This is a genomic window from Limnobacter sp. (assembly GCF_036405155.1).
Lineage (GTDB): Bacteria > Pseudomonadota > Gammaproteobacteria > Burkholderiales > Burkholderiaceae_B > Limnobacter.
Genome location: NZ_DASWYD010000006.1, coordinates 469,954 through 488,109, shown reverse-complemented (window position 1 = coordinate 488,109; position 18,156 = coordinate 469,954). Strand labels below are relative to the sequence as shown.

General features: G+C 55.8%; 14 protein-coding genes. 6 read left to right on the top strand and 8 right to left on the bottom strand.

Annotated elements, in window-relative coordinates; genetic code table 11:
- Positions 1-27: 27 nt before the first annotated feature.
- From VGE55_RS08580 to moaA, 8 genes are all read right to left on the bottom strand, one after another.
- On the bottom strand, positions 28-2,121 hold the full coding sequence (locus VGE55_RS08580; RefSeq protein WP_331131291.1) for a TolC family outer membrane protein: 2,094 nt from the start codon (positions 2,119-2,121) through the stop codon (positions 28-30).
- A 25-nt stretch (positions 2,122-2,146) separates the two neighbouring features.
- Positions 2,147-3,340: an Ig-like domain-containing protein gene (locus VGE55_RS08575; RefSeq protein WP_331131290.1), complete on the bottom strand. Its 1,194-nt coding sequence runs from the start codon at positions 3,338-3,340 to the stop codon at positions 2,147-2,149.
- 121 nt (positions 3,341-3,461) lie between these two features.
- Positions 3,462-4,760: an HlyD family type I secretion periplasmic adaptor subunit gene (locus VGE55_RS08570; protein WP_331131289.1), complete on the bottom strand. Its 1,299-nt coding sequence runs from the start codon at positions 4,758-4,760 to the stop codon at positions 3,462-3,464.
- Positions 4,757-6,832 (bottom strand): peptidase domain-containing ABC transporter, encoded by a 2,076-nt coding sequence (locus VGE55_RS08565; protein ID WP_331131288.1) that lies wholly within the window; start codon positions 6,830-6,832, stop codon positions 4,757-4,759. The genes VGE55_RS08570 and VGE55_RS08565 overlap by 4 nt, the downstream gene beginning before the upstream one ends.
- Positions 6,833-6,928: 96 nt before the next feature.
- A complete protein-coding gene (gene glp, locus VGE55_RS08560; protein ID WP_331131287.1) occupies positions 6,929-8,188 on the bottom strand; it encodes a gephyrin-like molybdotransferase Glp in 1,260 nt (419 codons plus the stop codon).
- Positions 8,185-8,778 (bottom strand): molybdenum cofactor guanylyltransferase MobA, encoded by a 594-nt coding sequence (mobA, locus tag VGE55_RS08555; RefSeq protein WP_331131286.1) that lies wholly within the window; start codon positions 8,776-8,778, stop codon positions 8,185-8,187. The genes glp and mobA overlap by 4 nt, the downstream gene beginning before the upstream one ends.
- Entirely contained in the window at positions 8,775-9,644 is an 870-nt protein-coding gene (locus tag VGE55_RS08550; RefSeq protein ID WP_331131285.1) for a formate dehydrogenase accessory sulfurtransferase FdhD, read from the bottom strand. Before VGE55_RS08550 ends, mobA begins: the two co-directional genes overlap by 4 nt.
- Positions 9,645-9,649: 5 nt before the next feature.
- Positions 9,650-10,768: a GTP 3',8-cyclase MoaA gene (gene moaA / locus VGE55_RS08545; RefSeq protein ID WP_331131284.1), complete on the bottom strand. Its 1,119-nt coding sequence runs from the start codon at positions 10,766-10,768 to the stop codon at positions 9,650-9,652.
- A gap of 119 nt (positions 10,769-10,887) precedes the next feature.
- Here moaA and VGE55_RS08540 point away from each other — a divergent pair, with 119 nt between their 5' ends.
- The 6 genes from VGE55_RS08540 (at position 10,888) to VGE55_RS08515 (ending at position 18,138) form a co-directional block, all read left to right on the top strand.
- Positions 10,888-11,361: a DUF3305 domain-containing protein gene (locus tag VGE55_RS08540; protein WP_331131283.1), complete on the top strand. Its 474-nt coding sequence runs from the start codon at positions 10,888-10,890 to the stop codon at positions 11,359-11,361.
- Positions 11,358-12,008 carry a DUF3306 domain-containing protein gene (locus VGE55_RS08535; RefSeq protein ID WP_331131282.1) on the top strand — a complete coding sequence of 217 codons (651 nt, stop codon included), beginning with the start codon at positions 11,358-11,360 and terminating at the stop codon, positions 12,006-12,008. The genes VGE55_RS08540 and VGE55_RS08535 overlap by 4 nt, the downstream gene beginning before the upstream one ends.
- 227 nt (positions 12,009-12,235) lie before the next feature.
- The gene (locus VGE55_RS08530) at positions 12,236-14,329 is read left to right on the top strand and encodes a 4Fe-4S binding protein (protein ID WP_331131281.1); all 2,094 of its coding nucleotides are present in this window, start codon (positions 12,236-12,238) and stop codon (positions 14,327-14,329) included.
- Complete coding sequence (locus VGE55_RS08525; protein WP_331131280.1) at positions 14,326-14,949, top strand: TorD/DmsD family molecular chaperone; 624 nt, start codon at positions 14,326-14,328, stop codon at positions 14,947-14,949. Before VGE55_RS08530 ends, VGE55_RS08525 begins: the two co-directional genes overlap by 4 nt.
- 12 nt (positions 14,950-14,961) lie before the next feature.
- A complete protein-coding gene (locus VGE55_RS08520; protein ID WP_331131279.1) occupies positions 14,962-15,183 on the top strand; it encodes a twin-arginine translocation signal domain-containing protein in 222 nt (73 codons plus the stop codon).
- A gap of 15 nt (positions 15,184-15,198) precedes the next feature.
- Complete coding sequence (locus VGE55_RS08515) at positions 15,199-18,138, top strand: molybdopterin-dependent oxidoreductase (RefSeq protein ID WP_331131278.1); 2,940 nt, start codon at positions 15,199-15,201, stop codon at positions 18,136-18,138.
- Positions 18,139-18,156: the final 18 nt, after the last annotated feature.

The window sequence follows — 18,156 nt, the reverse complement described above, 5'->3', positions numbered from 1 at the left end:
AGAGGGCAGTGTACGCCCCCCGGGTTTTTACAGTTGCGTCATTTTGCCGGTTTTGTGTGCCGGGCTTGCTGACTTTGCTGGTGCGGCTGTCAGGGGCTCGTTGCGTTCCCGAACAATTTGCCATTGTCCACCTTGCTGTTTCCAGGTCAGGGTTTTCTTGGACTTTTCCTGGTAGTTGTTGGAGCGATAATTCTGGGTAAAGGTCAGCTCGTAAATGGTTGGATCGTCGAAGTTCGGCACCACCTGAACATCGGTCATGTCGATTTCAATTTTTGCTGCGGACCTCAACCGTTCGCGCCGGTTGATTTCCCAAGATTCGTAATTGCCTTGCTCTGGTTTGAACGTGGGTGAATAAAATGCAATGTACGCATTCACGTCTTTGCTTTGCCAGGCCTTTAACCAATCACCAGTGCGTGCAATCAGGTTTTTCGACACGGTGGCCGGGTCAACTGTTTCCGCCGTTTTGGGCGGGGCCTGCAGATTCATGTTCACCGGCATGGTTGGCAGTGCATTGCTGTTCACATCCTGTTGAACCAAGGGCTCAGGCGCGCTGGGCAGCGGGTCATTGCTCACCTTCTTGAATGCATCATCAAATCCAATGTTGGGCATCTGGAAGCCCTGGATGTTGATCAGTTCGGCTGGACAACCTTCAGCCTCAGCACCCGTCTGGGTTTGCTCTTTGTAAAGGATGACTTGTCGCTTGACCGGTTCACCGGCTTTCACCAAATCATCCACGCCAAACAGGCCAATCAGCTGCCCCGTGGCTGACAACAAACGCAGCTTGGCCACGCTGAGGTCCGCATCAATGTTAATCAGTCCGCGATGGGCCTGGTAGTACTCGTTCTCTGCGCTCAACAGGTCAAGCAGGCTGCGACGCCCAACCGCAAATTGTTGCTCGTAGGCAGCGCGGGCTTTGGTGATGGCCTCGGTTTGCGCCCGCAAATAATTTTGTTTGCGTTGCAAGCTGTTCACGTCAAAAAGGGCGTTTTGGCTGTTCTGGCGAATGGCTCTACAGGTCACCAGCTTGTCATCCAGTGCCCGCATTTTTCGGTGAATAGCCGCGTTTCGGCTGGCAGAGTCGGCACCACCCCGATACAGGTTCATGCTGGCCAATACATCCACCGATGAAATTTGCCGCTCATCGAAGGTGGACAGGTAATTGCTGTACACGTCACTTTTCGCACGCAAATCAATACGGGGGTAGAAGCCCTCGCTGGCGGCGGTTACCGCTTGTTTTGATGCTTCAATGGCTGCATTGGCAGCCCGCAACAATGGGTGGGTATTCAGTGCAAACACCAGGCGTTCAACATTGTCCACCTCGAAATTGGCCTGCAGTACGTATTGGCCTTCATCGTTGATGGGCCATACGCGGTCGGTGATGCGCTGGTAATTGCTCATCGCAGTAAAGGCATTCGCCTTCTCGGTGGCGAGGTTACTCAATGCCAGGGTGTATCGGCTTCGAGCCTGTTCCAGGTCAGACTCACGGGCCACACCGCTTTTTACTTTTTCATCAATTTTGGCCATCAGGTCTTGATGAACTTTCAGGTTGCGTTCAGCCAGCTTGACCAATGCCTGCGCGCGTGACACATCTATGTGCGCACTTGAGGCTTCAAAAGCCACCTGGTTGGCCTTGTTCAAATAACGGTAGTAGGACTGCATGGCATCCGCGTAGGACGCCAAATACCGGGACTGCGAAGCAAAACCATTGAATACATTCTGGCGGGCTTCAATGCCATACGAGTTGGCGTTGTAGGTTCGTGAACCGACGCCATCAATTTTCGTTTTTTCACGGCCTGCGGAACCCCGCAAATCGACTGTGGGCAACAAGCCGCCAAACTTCACATTGGCTTCTTCAATTTGGGCAGACAGCCCCGACACTTCGGCGCTTAACGCAGGGTTGCTTTCCAGCCCGAGCACCACGCTGTCACGCAGCGGATTGGGCTGCGCAGCTTCCGCTGGCTCGGCAGCACCGGGTACATCCGGTGATACGGGCTGCCCAATCTGCGCGCCAGTCATGGCATCGTTGGCGGTCTGTTGCGCAAGCGCTGGCAGATCATGCAAAACCACCCAAGTAGAGAGGAGGGCGAGTGGCAATGTTTTCAAGGCGAAGTGTCGGGTCATGGGCGTGTGAGCAAAGCGAAAAAATTTAAACGGTGGCCAAAGCGTGCTGCTCGACCAGTTGAGAGGACGCCATGCTGTGGTCGGCTGAATACACAGCGTTCGCCCACGATTGCATGTGCTGCTGAAAATTTGACCCAACAGCCTCTTTGGTTTGCAAAATGCTGTTCATGTGTTCTTCCACATTGTGCAAAATGCTGCCGTCATAGGCTTTGGAGTCCCATTGCTGGTCGTGCATGCTGGTTGTTTTGCCATCACACACATCCGAAGGCTCGGGTTTGCAATCGGGTTGAGGGGGCGGGCACTGGGGCACAGGTGGTGCAGGGCACTCTGCCGTGGGGGGAGTGCACTCCGGCACCGGTGGTGGACATTCCGGCACGGGTGGTGGGCAAGGCGTGTCCTTCACATCCACCACCACATGGGCACTGTCAGTGAGGCAGCCGTGGTCACCAATGGTGTACGTGATGACGTCCTGACCGTGGAAACCTTCTTTGGCGGTGTATTTCAACTCGCCATTCACGATTTCGACGGTGCCATGTTCTGCTGTAGCATTCTTGATGATGAGCTCACCGCACCCTTTGTCATTGCTCAACACATCAATCGTGACTGGGCAGGTCCCTTTTGTGGTGGCACAGTCGTCTTTTGCATCAATGGGTGTTTTGCAAACATGCGTGTCGCAATCGGGCACCTTCGGCTCGCAAGGCGGGCAGGGATCGCAGGGTTTGCAAGGGGGTGGGTCACCATTGTTGTTTTCGCCAACGGTGGTTTCCTTCGTTGTTTTGGTGATGATTTCAGTGAGGATCCGTTCATTCGGATCCACGGGTGGGGGACCACCGTTTTCAGTCACACGCTTGGTCAGGTCGGGCTGAACATCGTCGTGACGACGGTCAACCACATAGCCATCGCTGATTTTCAGGATATCGGAGGGCACTTCATGATCCTGTGCACCAACGGTCACATATTTGCGAATCACACCCTTCTCAGGCGTTTGGTTTGCCTCCAGCGGATGAATGGTGCCATCCTTGGGTTTGATGACCCAATCGGTCGGACCTTCCAGGGGGCGCACCAGCTCTGGAGATGAGATGTGCCCATCTGTGAATGGACCCATTTGGACAACCCATTCAACCTCTGGTTTTTTCTTCAGGTTTTTGGGGGCTTTGCGGGCAATGCCCAAGGTGCTTGGGTCGCAATTCTGTGCGGGTATTTGGGGTTTCTCGCTCATGATCGTCCTCTCGTTCCTCGTGTCTGGTGTGTAAACCCAGGCGGGAGTTTGGTTCCATCCCGCTGGCCTGCCAAACAGGTGATTCGATGTGGAGAGGACGAGTTAACCCTTTGTGAGGAAGTCAACGTTCCGTAAATGCCTCTGCGGTGCCCCGCAGAATGGGTTTGGTGAGATAAGACAGAACAGAGCGCTGTTCGGTTTGAATACTGACGTTGGCCACCATGCCGGGCATGAGGCGTATTTTGCTGTGCACGTTTTTGCGCGGTACGCTGACTTTGACAACAAAGTAAGGTCGGCCCATTTCATCGGTCAGACTGTCTGCAGACACCGATTCCACGCGTCCCTCCAGCGAACCGTACATCGCATAGTCATATGCGGTAACACGAATGGTGGCTTGTTGTTCTGGCCGAATAAAGGCAACATCCTTCGGATTGATGCGGGTTTCAAAAATCAGCTGCTCATCCACGGGCACAATTTCGATGACTTCTTTGCCGGCAGGAACCACTGCACCTTTGGTGTTGTAAAGCACACGTTGAACCAAACCGTCAACAGGCGATTTGAGTGTTGCTTGGTTCACGCGGTCAGACAGCTCAATCTGATTTTGTTCCAGGCTGGCCAGTTTGGCCTTGACCTCTGACAGTTCGGTGCGCGCTTCGTTTTCCTGTTTCAGTCGTGTTTCCTGTAGCTTGTTTCGGGCTTCGGCAACGGCCGATTGCAAACGGCTGGATTGTGCGGTTGCACCCTCAAAGTCGCCTTTGGCTTTCACCACATCCCGTTCAAGGCGCAGCACCTCCACCGGCGACACGGCACCGCTTTTCAGCAGTGGGCGCGTGCTGTCCAATTCCTGCTGGGCGCTGGCCAATGTTTGTTTTGCAGCCACGGCACGGCTTTGTGCTTCATCCAGTTCCCGCTGCCGTTGTTGCAGTTGCTGCTCAACAATGTCGGTCTGTGCGCGCCATTCCTGCAGTTTGCTGTCCAGCAGTTTGCGCTCTTGGGCCACCATGTCCGGATAATTTTTCGCTGTGTCGGCATCTACCTCAAAACTGCTGCGGTTTAATTGGGCCTTCAGGCGGGCCTGACGCAATTGCATGGATGCGTCCACGGCTTGCTTTTCCCGCAGACTTGAGGAGAAACGGGTGGTGTCAATTTGTAGCAGCGTTTGACCCGCTTTGACTTCTTCACCCTCATGTACCAGGACATCTGTGATGACCCCACCATCAACCGCCTGGATGACCTGGAGCCGCTGGCTGGGAACGACGCGTGCTTCGCCTTGTGCCGCTTGTGGCACCTTTGCAATGGCCGACCACAACAACAACACCAGCAAACCAACCGACATTCGCAAGTTGATTTGCCGGGCATGGTTCAAGCTGCTTTGCCATTTGCGCAGTTCAGACAGGCTGAGTGTGGTGGGCCATTTCATGCGGTTTTACCCCCTTGGCTGAGTGCCTGGGCGGCCGCCAAAACCTCTGCCCGACCGCCTTGTGCGTGTATTTCGCCGCCTTGCATCAAAATAAGGTGTTTGCATGACCCCAGCAGGTTCAAGCGGTGTGTGGTCAGCACGACCGTACAACTGGGGGGCAAGTTGTTCAGTGTGTTGATGAAGGCTTGCTCAGCTTGAGCATCCAGACATGCAGTGGGTTCGTCCAGCAGTATGAGGTCTGGGTTGCCACACAAGGCGCGGGCCAGGGAGACCCATTGCCGTTGTCCCGATGACAAATTCGCGCCCATGGGTTCAATCGGGGTGTTCAGTCCTGCTGGCAGTGACTCCAGCCACGCTTGCGCACCCAGGCTTCGCAGGCTTTCTTCACAGGCTTGCGGGCTGATGTGGTGGCGATAAAAACGAATGTTCTCAAGCAAAGAGCCTTGAATGAGGTGAGGCGGGTTGTGGGCCATGCCAATGTGTTGGCCCAAGTCAGCCGGGTGAAATCGCCGGTGGTCGAGGTGATTGATTCGCAGCAGGCCCCTCGCCAAGGGCAATTGCGCTGCCAGGGCTCGCAGTAATGATGTTTTGCCCGACCCCATGGCGCCAATGATGGCCACCCGGTCGCCAGCCTGCAGATGAAGATGGACATTTTTCAGGAAATGGCTGTCATTCCGACCATCATCCGGAGTGCGCCCTGGCTTCAGGGCTGTGACTGCGTCCAGCGACACCGATGAAATGTGATTCAGTGCACTCGCCGTCATGTCGGCAGGCTCATCTTGTGAGCCCATGGACTGAGTCAGAAAGCGATTGAGGTCCATGAAATGCGCTTGGGCGGATTGTGTGTGCACCAATTGGCTTTGCAGCTTTTGAATGGGGCCGAAGCACCGAAGGGTGAGCATGGACACTGCAATCAGTCCACCGACACTGATGTGTTGGTCCACCACCAATGCCACGCCCAGCGCAATCGACCCCAGCCACGTGATTTGCTGGATCAGGTGCAGCCACTGGCCGTTGTCAAACAGCAAATTGCGAACGGTGTTTTGGTCCAATCGTGATCGCAGTTGTGCAGCGGCAATTTTTTCTGCGACAGGCCATTGCACGCCGTAGTTCTGGATGGGTTCCAGATTGGCCAATTGGTCAATCCACAACAAATGGCAATGGCGCGAGGATTGCATGTGGGCCTGGCTGGAGGTTGCCATGCGGTGGTGCGCCAGCCAAACAGTGAACAGTGCAGCACCCGTGGCAAGCCCCGCGATGAGGAGAAACAGCGGGTGAATGATGGCGATGATGGCCAGAAACAGCAGCAAAAATGGCAGATCGACAATGGCCACCAGAAACAGGCCCGACACCAGTTCCCGAAGTTGTTCGAATGATCGAAGATGCTGAAGCAGGGTGGCTGGGTCGGTGCTCTGGGGACGGGTGTTGAGCAGCGCTTTCGCCAGGTGGTCTGCGCATTGTATGTCCGCTTGTGTTGCAGCATGTTCCAGCAAGGTGTGCCGGGCATGTTTCAACCCGTGTTCAAACAGCAAGGCAATGGCCACGCCGGTGAGCAAGGCCCACAATGATGCGTATGCCGCGTTGGGAATGATGCGGTCATACACCTGGATGGAGAAAAACGGGCCAGTCAAGGCGAGCAGATTGATGAGAACGGAAGCGGTGATGACTGGCTTGAGTTGTGGCAGTGACTGGCGGATCGCATCCATGAGCCAGGGGCTTTGGCTCAAAGTTCGCCAAAAATCCAACAGGCCTTGCAAACCCGACTGTGGTTTTTTTGGGGACGAAACAGTACTGGGTGTTATTTCCAATGCCCAGTCTTCAAACCGCAAGGCCCTTGTACCCAAGTGAAGCCACTCATCCGGCGTGACTTTCTCGTGCAAACGGTAAGGCAGTCGGGCGGCATCCAGGTAGGCTTTGGCATGCGCCAGCGCGGTGGGCAGGGTGGGTTGCCCTGGGGGCTGGGTGTTGGCCGGGTTGGCGTGGCTGATTTGGGCCCACAGCCGCTCATGGAAGGGGTGCCCCAATGCAGCAAGCCGTGTTTTCAAGGCTGTGGGGTGGGTGTTCTCGGACATGCATCAGACCGCGGGGTGAAAAGTGCGCCCATGTTAATGCGCAGCCCCGTGCCTGAAAATCACTCACATGGTTCACTCCACCGGTTGAGGTAGAGCTTAAATCAAGCCTTCAAACGGCCACACTTCGCCCAAGTCACCGGCATTCAAGCTGCCCTGTTCATGGTGAAGCACCAGCAACCCGTCCGCCTCGGACATGCTGCGCAACACACCGGAGCCTTGTGCGCCGGTGAGGTGGGCGACCCACCCTTGAGCATCCCTTTCAAGCCAGACGCGCTGGTACTCAGTGCGCCCAGCTTTTTTGCGCACACCCTGAGCCAATCGAGCTGTCACGGTGGGCAAGGGGCGCGGTTGGGCGCCTGCGAGGTGGTGCAATGCATCGCGCACAAAGGCGTAAAAGGTGACCATCACGGCCACCGGGTTTCCTGGCAGGCCAAACAACACCGCAGAGCGGCCATCTGCTGGGTTGGTGATTTGGCCAAACGCCATGGGGCGCCCAGGGCGCATGGCGATTTTCCAAAAGTTTACAGCCCCCAGTTTTTGCATCACGGTTTTGGTGAAGTCGGCTTCGCCCACCGAGACACCGCCGGAGGTGAGGATGACATCGGCTTGGCTGGCGGCTTCGCACATGGCTTTTTCCAGGGCTTCCGGGGAGTCGTGCACAACACCCATGTCGATGGGCTCGACAAATTCAAGGCGGCGCAGCATGCCATACAGGGTGTACCGGTTGCTGTCGTACACGCAGCCTTCGTCCAGCGGTTGGCCCAACGAGCGCAGTTCATCACCCGTTGAGAAAAACGCCACGCGTAATGTCCGTTTGACCTTCACCTCTGGAACGCCCAGTGAGGCCAACAGGCCCAAATCAGCCGGTCGAATCACTTTACCGGCAGGCAGGGCTGGCTTGCCTTGAGTCAAGTCTTCACCTTTCAGGCGTCGGTTGTCGCCAGCGGACACGGCGCCGGGGGCAAACTGAATGAAACCATTCTCCGGGCTGGATACATTTTCCTGAACAACCACGGTGTCGCAGCCATTGGGCATCACCGCCCCAGTCATGATGCGGACACATTGCCCAGTGCCCACGCTGCCGGTGAATTTGTTGCCGGCCAGGGCAGTGCCCACCACCTGCAGTTTGGTTAGCCCGGCTGGCTCAATGCTTGAGCCTGAGAAGGCATACCCGTCCATGGCGGAATTGTCGTGGGATGGCACATCAATCGGCGACAAGATGGGCTCGGCCAATACCTGGTTGAGCGCATCCCGAATGGCCACGCAGCGGTGTTCACTCACCGGCTGCAATTGACGGGCAATCGCCGCTTTGGCCTCATCCACCGTTTGAAACTGGTTGGGTTCCTGAGTACTCATGCACGAGACTCCAGCTCTTTGAGTTCGGCCAGCGTGTTGACGTTGTGGAATGCATCCACATCGTCAAAGTCCACCACGGTGTGGTTTAGCTTGGCATACCAGGCGTCAATTTTTCGACCACCGCTGCGCATGAATTCATCCAGACTTTCATAGACGTCCACCCGCATCATGCAAAACACGGGGTGGCTTCTTCCGGCTGTGCTGGCCACCGTGAGTTGAAGCGACGGGTCTTCCTCAAACGGTGCTTTGAGCTTTTCAACCAGATTCAGCGGAAAGCGGGGCACATCGCAGGGAACCGTCACCAGAAAAGGCACATCCGCTTCATAGAGTGCGGCATGCATGCCAGCCAACGGGCCGGGGAAATTGGCCTCTTTGTCGCAAATGACGTGCACGCCAAAACCTTCGTAAACACCCAGGTTCCGATTGGCATTGATGCACACGCTGCCCACCTGGGGCTGCAGGCGCAACAGGGCATGCAAGGCCAATGGGGCGCCTTTGAAGTTTTGCAAACCTTTGTCGATGCCGCCCATGCGACGCCCTTGTCCGCCAGCCAGAATGATGGCGGTGATTTGATCGGGTGAGATGCTCATGCGAATTGACTGCTTTGAAGTGTGATGAATCGGTTTGCACCGGTGTACAACAGGTAATGCTTGCCCTGGCAGCGGCCAATCATGGTGATCCCGAGCTTGGTGGCGATCTCATGGCCCATTTGGGTCAGGCCTGAACGAGACACCAAAAACGGAATGCCCATTTGGGCGCATTTGATGACCATCTCGGAGGTTAAACGGCCGGTGGTGTAAAAAATTTTGTCGTCGCCTTGCATGCCGTGCAGCCACATCAACCCGGCAATGGCGTCTACGGCGTTGTGTCGCCCCACGTCTTCAACAAACAGCAAAATATCGCCCCGGTTGTCGCCTGCATTGGAACACAGCGCACAACCATGAACCGCACCCGCCTGTTTGTAAATGGACTCGTGTTTGCGCACGCGGTCCATGACGGTGTAGAGCACCTCTTGGCTCAACTGGTGAGCCTGGCTGAGTTGGATGTTGTCCAGGTCCGCCATCAAGTCACCAAACACCGTGCCTTGTCCGCAACCACTGGTGGTGGTTTTCTTTTCCAGTTTGCGTTCATGCGCTGGGTTGTCCCACAGCGGAACGCCAGTGTCTTTGAGTTGCCGGCTGGTGACTGCCACGCTGTGGGTTTCCCAATCCACTTGAATGGCCGCAATGTCGTCCACGCTGTTGACCAAGCGCTGGTTGCGCAGCCAACCCAATACCAAGGCCTCGGGTTGCGCGCCCAGGGTCATCAGGGTGAGCAGTTCGCGTTTGTCCACGTACAAGGTCAACGGGTGCTCGCCAGAAATGTCCACGGGTACGGTTTCGCCGTTCTCATTGATGGCGGAGATTTGTACTGTGCTGGGTATGCTGGCTTGGGTTAATTCAATTCGATGGTTCATGCGGCTCATCCACCGATGTACGACATTTCAATGCGGTCGCGGGGTTGTGTGGTGTGGGCAGTGCGTATTTCGCTGTAGCCGTCGCTTCGAACCGCCCACAGGTTTTGAATGGCATGGCGCAGTTGCTGGTTCACGTCATGGACATCCAAGGCAGAGCGGACCAGCGGCTTCAGGTCATGCCCTTTGGTGGCGAACAGGCAGGTGTACAGCTTGCCCTCTGTGGAAAGGCGAATGCGGGAGCAGTCTTTGCAAAAGGCTTGCGTGACCGATGAAATGACGCCGATTTCGCCATGTCCATCCAAATATTGCCAGCGTTCGGCCACTTCCCCGGTGTAGTTCGGGTCTACCGGCTTCAGCGGCCCCAACGCCTGGGCGATCTGGTTGATCACCCGTGCAGACGGAACGACCTCATCCATTTTCCAGCCATTGCTGCTGCCCACATCCATGTATTCAATGAAGCGAAGAATGTGGGGCGTGCTTTTGAAGTGTCGTGCCATGGGAATGATCTGGTGGTCATTCATGCCACCTTTGACCACCATGTTGACCTTGATGGGGCCCAATCCAGCCTCATGGGCTGCGGCGATGCCGTCCAGCACCTGTTGAACCGAGAAATCCACATCATTCATGGCTCGGAACACGTCATCGTCAATCGCATCCAGGCTTACGGTGACCCTGCTTAAACCGGCTGCTTTGAGGGCACGGGCTTTTTTGGGCAATAGGGTGCCGTTGGTGGTCAACGTCAATTCAACAGGTTTGCCGGAGGGGGTGTTCAGCCGTGCCAACTGTTCAATGAGGATTTCCAGATTTTTTCGAAGCAGTGGTTCGCCACCGGTCAAGCGTATTTTTTCAACGCCCAGCGCCACAAATTCCCGGGCAATCCGTTCGATCTCTTCAAAGGTTAGAAGGTCTTTGTGGGGCAGAAAGGTGTAGTCTTTGTCAAAGATGCTTTTGGGCATGCAATACACACACCGGAAATTGCATCGATCGGTCACGGAGATCCGGAGGTCGTGCAAGCGTCGTCCCCTCACATCCAGAGGACGGTTGCTCGGCTGGCTGGGTGCTGCGGTATTCAGCGGAATGACGCGTGCATCTTCCTGGACCAGTTGAATCACTCGGTCGGTCATTGTTCAATCCCTGAAGCCCCTGTGGGGCAAATGCCTATTGCGAACCTGACGGTATCTTTTAATCTAGTGTGCAAATTGTGCCTTGTGTGTTGGGGCACGGCAACGTTTCGAGGTGTATTTTGAGTGCAAATTTTTTGGCCTTGGGTGAGTTTCACTTGCAGGTGAAACTGGCCAAAATTCCCCAGCAGTCGATGTGGCAACCCCACCGATGGCAAGTATCGGCGCTGTTTCCGGCCGATATGGCGGTCGCTGTGGATGGGTTGCATGAGCATGTGGTTCACCTGCCAGTACGGGTTTATCAGGATGAGTTGCAAGGGTATTTTTTGAACCTGGACACCGAGCAACCCTTTGTGTTTTTCATGGTGCGCTATCCGGAGGACAACCGCTTGAATTGTCCGACGGTTGAGGACGTCACGCTGAGCTACGACGAGGCCGCCCGTTGGATGGATTCCAACGAGGAAGTCCAGACCTTGGCGATGCCCGAAGCGGTTCGATCCTGGTTGTCCGAGTTGGTGGCAGAGCGTTATAAACCCGAACCCAAGCAGCGTAAGCGCCCGAAGTCTTTTGTTGCTCCAGAGAAGCGGGAGGCATGACACCCATGTCTGAAGGATTCCTCAGTCGTTGGTCCCGTCGCAAGCAGGAGGCAAGGCAAGAACAGCTTGTCCCGGTTGCAGAGGCAACCACGCAGGCGCCAGCCGCATTAGACGTTCAGGCTGACGCGGGTGAAACGCCCATCGCCGCCGCTCCGCAGATTCCGGACAAGGAAACCTTGCCCCTGCCCACCGAAGCCGATTTGGAGTCTGTCCAGGCAGGCGGGGACGTGGTTGCATTCATGCAGAACAAGGTGGCGCCAGAGCTGCGCAACAAAGCCCTGAAGACGTTGTTTTCGCGGCCTGAGTTCAATGTGATGGATGGCTTGGACATCTACATCGACGATTACAACGTGTTTACACCCTTGGAGCAGTCCGACATCGACAAAATGGCCTTGGCCAAACAGTTGTTGAGTCGGCCTGATTTGGAGCCACCAGCCGAGGCGGACTTGGGGCCCAAAGAACCCGTGGTGGAGGGCAGCCCGCCGGTTACCGACGACCCGGCGGCGATTTCAGCCGAGGAACCAACTTCCACGTCGTGCGCTGAAACGTCCACTTCAGCAGAACCCGACAGCGGGTTTGTCGAAGTGAATAAGCCCTTGCAATCGGATTTTGTACAGGCCGATGCCAATAAACCCCGATTGGAGTAAGGGTTTATACCAATCAATACCCATGCGGTTCTTCAGTGTTTTGAGCCTTCTTTGTTGAGACAAAATGTCGCACCGTTTGACGCTTTTGACTTAGACAAAATGACCCAGGCTACCGGCGGTCAAAATGTTTCAGGTTTTAGAGGTTTGAATCTAAAGCATTTTTCGAGTTGACCTAATTTGGCACAAACCTTGCAAAAGTTTGCCAAATTACAAACCAAAAGTTTTTCATGGCCAACTCTGAAGTATTTGTATGCGGGTGCCAAGGTAGCGGCAACAAGGCCGCCTCCCTGATCGGGAAGGCGGGCGAGCAAGCCGTTGGATTGCGTGCCGTTGAGCGGGCTTGTCGAGACGGTTTGGGCGAATTGTTCTCCGCTGTCGAACAGTCTGGCGCCGAACAATGCTTGGTCGGATGTACTCAAGAGCTGGGCGTTTTCAATGCCATGCAAGCGTCAAACGGAGCCCAGCCCATTCAGTTTTTCAATTTGCGCGGTGCCTTGCGGGGCCAGCCTTCCAGCCTGGATGACCAAAGCAGGGCAGCGTTGATCGCAGCCCGTGCTGTGTACGAGTCGGCACTTCAAATAGAACCCGTTCCTTCTGTGCCGTTTAAATCATCAGGGCGGCTCGCCGTGGTGTGCCGGGACTCCAGCCTTGCGACGCAAATCGAACTGTTGGCCAAAAGTCTGTCCGTTGACTTGTTGATTGAGAATCCTCAAGGCTTGGGTCTGCACGCCGACCGTGCCATGAATGTTCAGGCCGTGAAGGTTGTGGGCATCGAGGGCTATCTGGGGGCTTTCAAGGTTAAAACGGCCAAATCCAACCCGGTGGACATGGAATTGTGTACGCGCTGTGGGGCTTGTGTGGATGCTTGCCCCACACAGTCCATTGATGCGGCGTCTATGACGGTGAACATGGACAGTTGTGACCGCAGTGGTGCCTGCGTGAAAGCGTGCGGCGGCTTTAAGGCCATTTCGTTCAATGACTTGAACACCGTGACCGAGCGGGAATACGACTTGGTCATTGATTGCTCGGGCGACGGTCTGTTTTCCGATCGACAGCCACCCTTGGGTTACTGGCATGTGGGCAGCAGTGCATCGCTGTTGACAGCGGCCATGCTGGAAGCGGTGCAAACGGTGGGTGATTTTGAAAAACCCAAGTTTTTTGATTACAAAGCCAGCATTTGCGCGCACAGCCGGTCTGAACTGGCCGGCTGCTCATCGTGCATTCAAGCCTGCAGCACCAAGGCGATTTCCTCCAAAGGTGATCACATCTCCGTAAACCCCCAACTGTGCTTGGGCTGCGGTGCATGCACCAGCGTGTGCCCCACCGGTGCATTGCAATACGCTTACACACCCGTGGTTGCCATGGGGCGTGCCTTGAAGCAGGCTGCCAAGGCTTTCAAGTTGGCCGAGGGGCAGCATTTGAACGTGGTGTTGCACGGTTCTGATTTGCCGGCCAACTGGCTGGAAGATGTCCGCCGCACTGCCGGGCAGGTGAGTGGAAAACAGGTTGCAGCGTTGCTGCCCGTCGAATTTCACCACAGCGCCAGCGCTGGGCCAGACCTCTGGCTGTCCGCCCTGGCTTTTGGGGCTGACCAAGTGTCGATTGTTCAAAGCCCTTCCGAACATGGCTATTACGGCAGCGCCTTGGCTGCGCAGGCCGCCTGGGTGAATGAAGTGTTGGTGGCAATTGGCCTGGGTGCTCGGGTGCAGGTGCTGAGTGTTGAGAAGGCGGGCAAGCTGTTTGAGCAAAACACCATTCCTGCCAACCCGGTGAAGCCGGCCAGTTTCGAATTGTCGGGGTCCAAGCGCACACGCTTGGAGTTTGCCCTAGAGCACCTGGCCAATGGTGTGGCTTTCAACACTGAACAACCCATTTCGCTGAGTGCTGGTGCCCCGTTTGGTGCTGTAAAGGTGAACAAGGACAGTTGCAGTCTGTGCATGTCCTGCACCAGCGCATGCCCAGCCTCCGCCTTGGTCGACAATCCGCTTGAACCGCAATTGCGGTTTATTGAGCGCAATTGTGTGCAATGTGGCCTGTGTGTGAATACCTGCCCCGAAAACGCGATTGAGCTGATTCCCCAGTTGAACCTGTCGGCTTCTGCGCGTGACAAGCAGGTGCTCAATGAGTCCCGCCCGTTCCATTGCATTCGGTGTGCAAAACCCTTTGGCACCCAACACATGATCGACAGCATGATCAAACGCATCAGTGGTCACAGCATGTTTGCTCAAAACACAGACCGCTTGAAGATGTGTGGTGACTGCCGGGTGAGCGACATGTTCAGTGCCAAAGATGAAATGACGATTTTTGAGGTGAAACGATGAGCCAGCATGAGCACGGCGACAATCTGCTCGCCGGTGAAGATTGGGCGAGAGCGGATTTTTACGGCCTTTTGTCGGCCCTGATGTCGGGCAAAGTGGACGATGCCTTTTTGGCCCGTTTTCGTGAAATTGACCGCAGCCAGCTGGACATCACCAGCCCGATCGGGTTTGAATTTTCCGAGCTCATTCGCCACGTGTCCGATGTGGATGCTCGCCAGATCATCGAAGAGTACAACGACTGTTTTGTGGGCGTGGGCAAACCGGACGTGATGTTGTACGGCTCGTATTACCTGGCTGGATTTTTGAATGAAAAGCCTTTGGTGGCGCTTCGCAACGACCTCGCCCGGTTTGGTTTGACCCGTGATGAGGCCATGGTGGAAACCGAAGACCATGTGGCTTTTCTGTGCGAAGTGATGCGCTATTTGATTTTGGCCGATGACCCGCCGGTGTCGTTTGACCAGCAACGCGCGTTTTTCCATGCACACCTTGCGCCTTGGTACGGTCGACTGGCCGATGCCATCGAGCAGTGTGGTTCAGCGAATTTTTACAAAACCGTGGGGCGTCTGTTGCGGGTCTTTTTGGACGTAGAGGCGCAGTCGTTTGATTTCGAAAGTGCAGTTTAAGGAGGTGTTGTGATGACTAAAAAATCCACACAAGTGAAAGAGCCCGCACTGGGTCGCCGCCAATTTCTGGTGGGGGCTGGAGCAGGGGTGGCAGCCGCGGGTGCGGCATTGGTATTGAGCAAGGAAGGTGCAAGCGCTCAAAGCGCCGGCACCCAAGAACAGGCCGACGCGCAAGGCAAGGGCTATCAGCTCACCGAGCATGTCAAGGCCTATTACAAAACCTTGCTGGTGTAATTCAAGGAGACCTCGATGTTGAAGCGACGCGATGAAAACAAAGTGGCTGCCGTGGTCCCGAGCCACAACCACAGCCTGTTGAGCAAAATCGGCTCCAGGTTGGGCGCCACCATGGACCGCCGTACGTTCCTGAAACGGTCAGGCATTGGCGTGGGTGCCGGTGCTGTGGCAGGCAGCTTGCCATTTGGCATGGTGAAAAAAGCCGAGGCTGCCGCAGAAGGTGGAGCAGGCAACGGAAAAATTGAAGTCAAGCGCACGGTGTGTACGCACTGTTCAGTGGGTTGTGCCACGGACGCAGTGGTGGAAAACGGCGTGTGGGTTCGTCAAAATCCCGTGTTCGACAGCCCCATCAACATGGGTGCACATTGCGCCAAGGGTGCCGCCCTGCGCGAGCACGGTCACGGCGAATATCGCCTGAAGTACCCGATGAAGTTGGTGAACGGCAAATACCAGAAGATCACCTGGGACGAGGCGCTTGATGGCATCACCAAAAAAATGATGGCCCTGCGGGAAGCCAATGGTCCTGACTCCCTGTTCTTCATTGGTTCTTCCAAGCACAACAATGAGCAGTCTTATCTGCTTCGCAAGTGGGTGTCCATGTGGGGCACCAACAACTGCGACCACCAGGCACGCATTTGCCACTCCACCACGGTTGCGGGTGTGGCCAACACCTGGGGTTATGGCGCCATGACCAACTCCTACAACGACATGCAGAACACCAAGTGTGCGTTGTACATCGGTTCAAACGCGGCTGAGGCCCACCCTGTGTCCATGATGCACATGCTGCACGCCAAGGAAACCGGCGCCAAGTGGATCGTGGTTGACCCACGCTTCACGCGCACGGCTGCCAAAGCGGACGAGTATGTTCGCATTCGTTCCGGTACAGACGTGGCCTTCCTGTTTGGTCTTCTGCACCACATTTTCAAGAATGGCTGGGAAGACAAGAAGTACATCAATGACCGTGTTTTTGGCATGGATGCCATCAAGAAAGAAGTGATGGAAAACTGGACACCCGAGAAAGTCGAAGAGGTGTGCGGTGTGCCTGAAGCCCAGATGTACAAAGTCGCCGAGATGATGGCGAAAAACCGGCCCAGCACGCTGGTGTGGTGTATGGGCCAAACCCAACACTCCATCGGCAACGCCATGGTGCGTGCATCATGCATCGTGCAATTGGCTTTGGGCAATATCGGTGTGTCGGGCGGCGGTGCGAACATTTTCCGCGGACACGACAACGTGCAGGGTGCGACCGACGTTGGGCCGAACCCAGACTCCTTGCCCGGCTACTACGGTGTTGCCGAAGGCTCCTGGAAGCACTGGTGCCGTATTTGGGGTGTGGATTACGACTGGATCAAGTCGCGCTACGCCGAAGGCATGTCGACCAAGTCGGGCATGACCGTGTCCCGTTGGGTGGACGGTGTGCTTGAAAACCCCGAGCTGATTGGTCAAAAGGCCGGTAACCTTCGCGGCTTGTTCTTCTGGGGGCACGCTCCCAACTCACAGACCCGTGGTCTGGACATGAAGAAAGCGATGGACAAGCTCGACCTTCTGGTGGTGATCGATCCCTATCCGTCTGCAACCGCCTCCATGGCTGCGATGCCCGGCGATCCCGCCGGCTTGAATCCAAACCGTGAAGTGTATTTGCTGCCAGCAGCCACACAGTTCGAATGTTCAGGTTCATGCACGGCTTCCAACCGTTCGCTGCAGTGGCGCGAGAAGGTGATTGAGCCGATGTACGACAGCCGCACTGACCACATGATCATGACCCAACTGGCTGAGAAGCTGGGCTTCGGTGAGCAGTTCACCAAGAGCATGACCATGGTGAAGGGCAAGGGCGGCATGATGGAACCCGAAATGGAATCCGTGCTGCGTGAAATCAACAAGGGCACCTGGACCATTGGTTACACCGGCCAAAGCCCGGAGCGTTTGAAGTTGCACATGAAAAACATGCACACCTTCAACGTTCGCACATTGAAAGCCGAGGGTGGTCCTTGCGATGGTGATTATTTCGGTCTGCCATGGCCTTGTTATGGCACTGCCGACATCAAGCACCCTGGTTCTCCCAACCTGTACGACACTTCCAAGCACGTGATGGACGGCGGCGGCAACTTCCGCGCCAACTTTGGTGTGGAAAAGGATGGCGTGTCGCTGTTGGCTGAAGATGGCTCCCACTCCAAAGGCGCTGAAATCACCACCGGCTACCCAGAATTCACGGCGGACATGCTGAAGATGCTAGGCTGGTGGGATGACCTCACAGAAGCCGAGAAGAAGGAAGCAGAAGGCAAGAACTGGAAGACCGACCTGTCTGGCGGTATTCAGCGTGTGGTCATGAAACATGGCTGCCATCCATTTGGCAACGCCAAGGCCCGCGCGGTGGTGTGGAACTTCCCGGACCCAGTGCCAAAGCACCGCGAGCCCATCTACTCGCCCCGTGCAGACTTGGTGGCCAAGTACCCGACCCACGACGACAAGAAGGAATTCTGGCGTCTGCCCACCTTGTACAAGTCATTGCAGGAAAAGAATGCCGACATCGGCAAGTCCTTCCCGCTGATCATGACGTCTGGACGTTTGGTGGAATATGAAGGCGGTGGTGAGGAAACCCGTTCCAACCCATGGCTGGCTGAATTGCAACAAGACATGTTTGTTGAAATTCACCCCAAGGCTGCGAACGACCGTGGCATCAAGCATGGTGACCAGGTTCGGGTCATGACGCCAACCGGCGCCAAGATTCAGGTTCAGGCCCAAGTCACTCGACGTGTGCCCGAAAACACCGTGTTCTTGCCTTTCCACTTCTCGGGACATTGGCAAGGTGCAGACCTGCTGGCGTACTACCCAGAGGGCGCTCACCCCGTGGTCCGTGGTGAGGCTGTGAACACCGCCACCACTTACGGTTACGACTCGGTGACGATGATGCAAGAGACGAAAACCACGGTCTGCCAAATTGAGCGGATTGCTTAAGCACTGAATGCGAAGGAG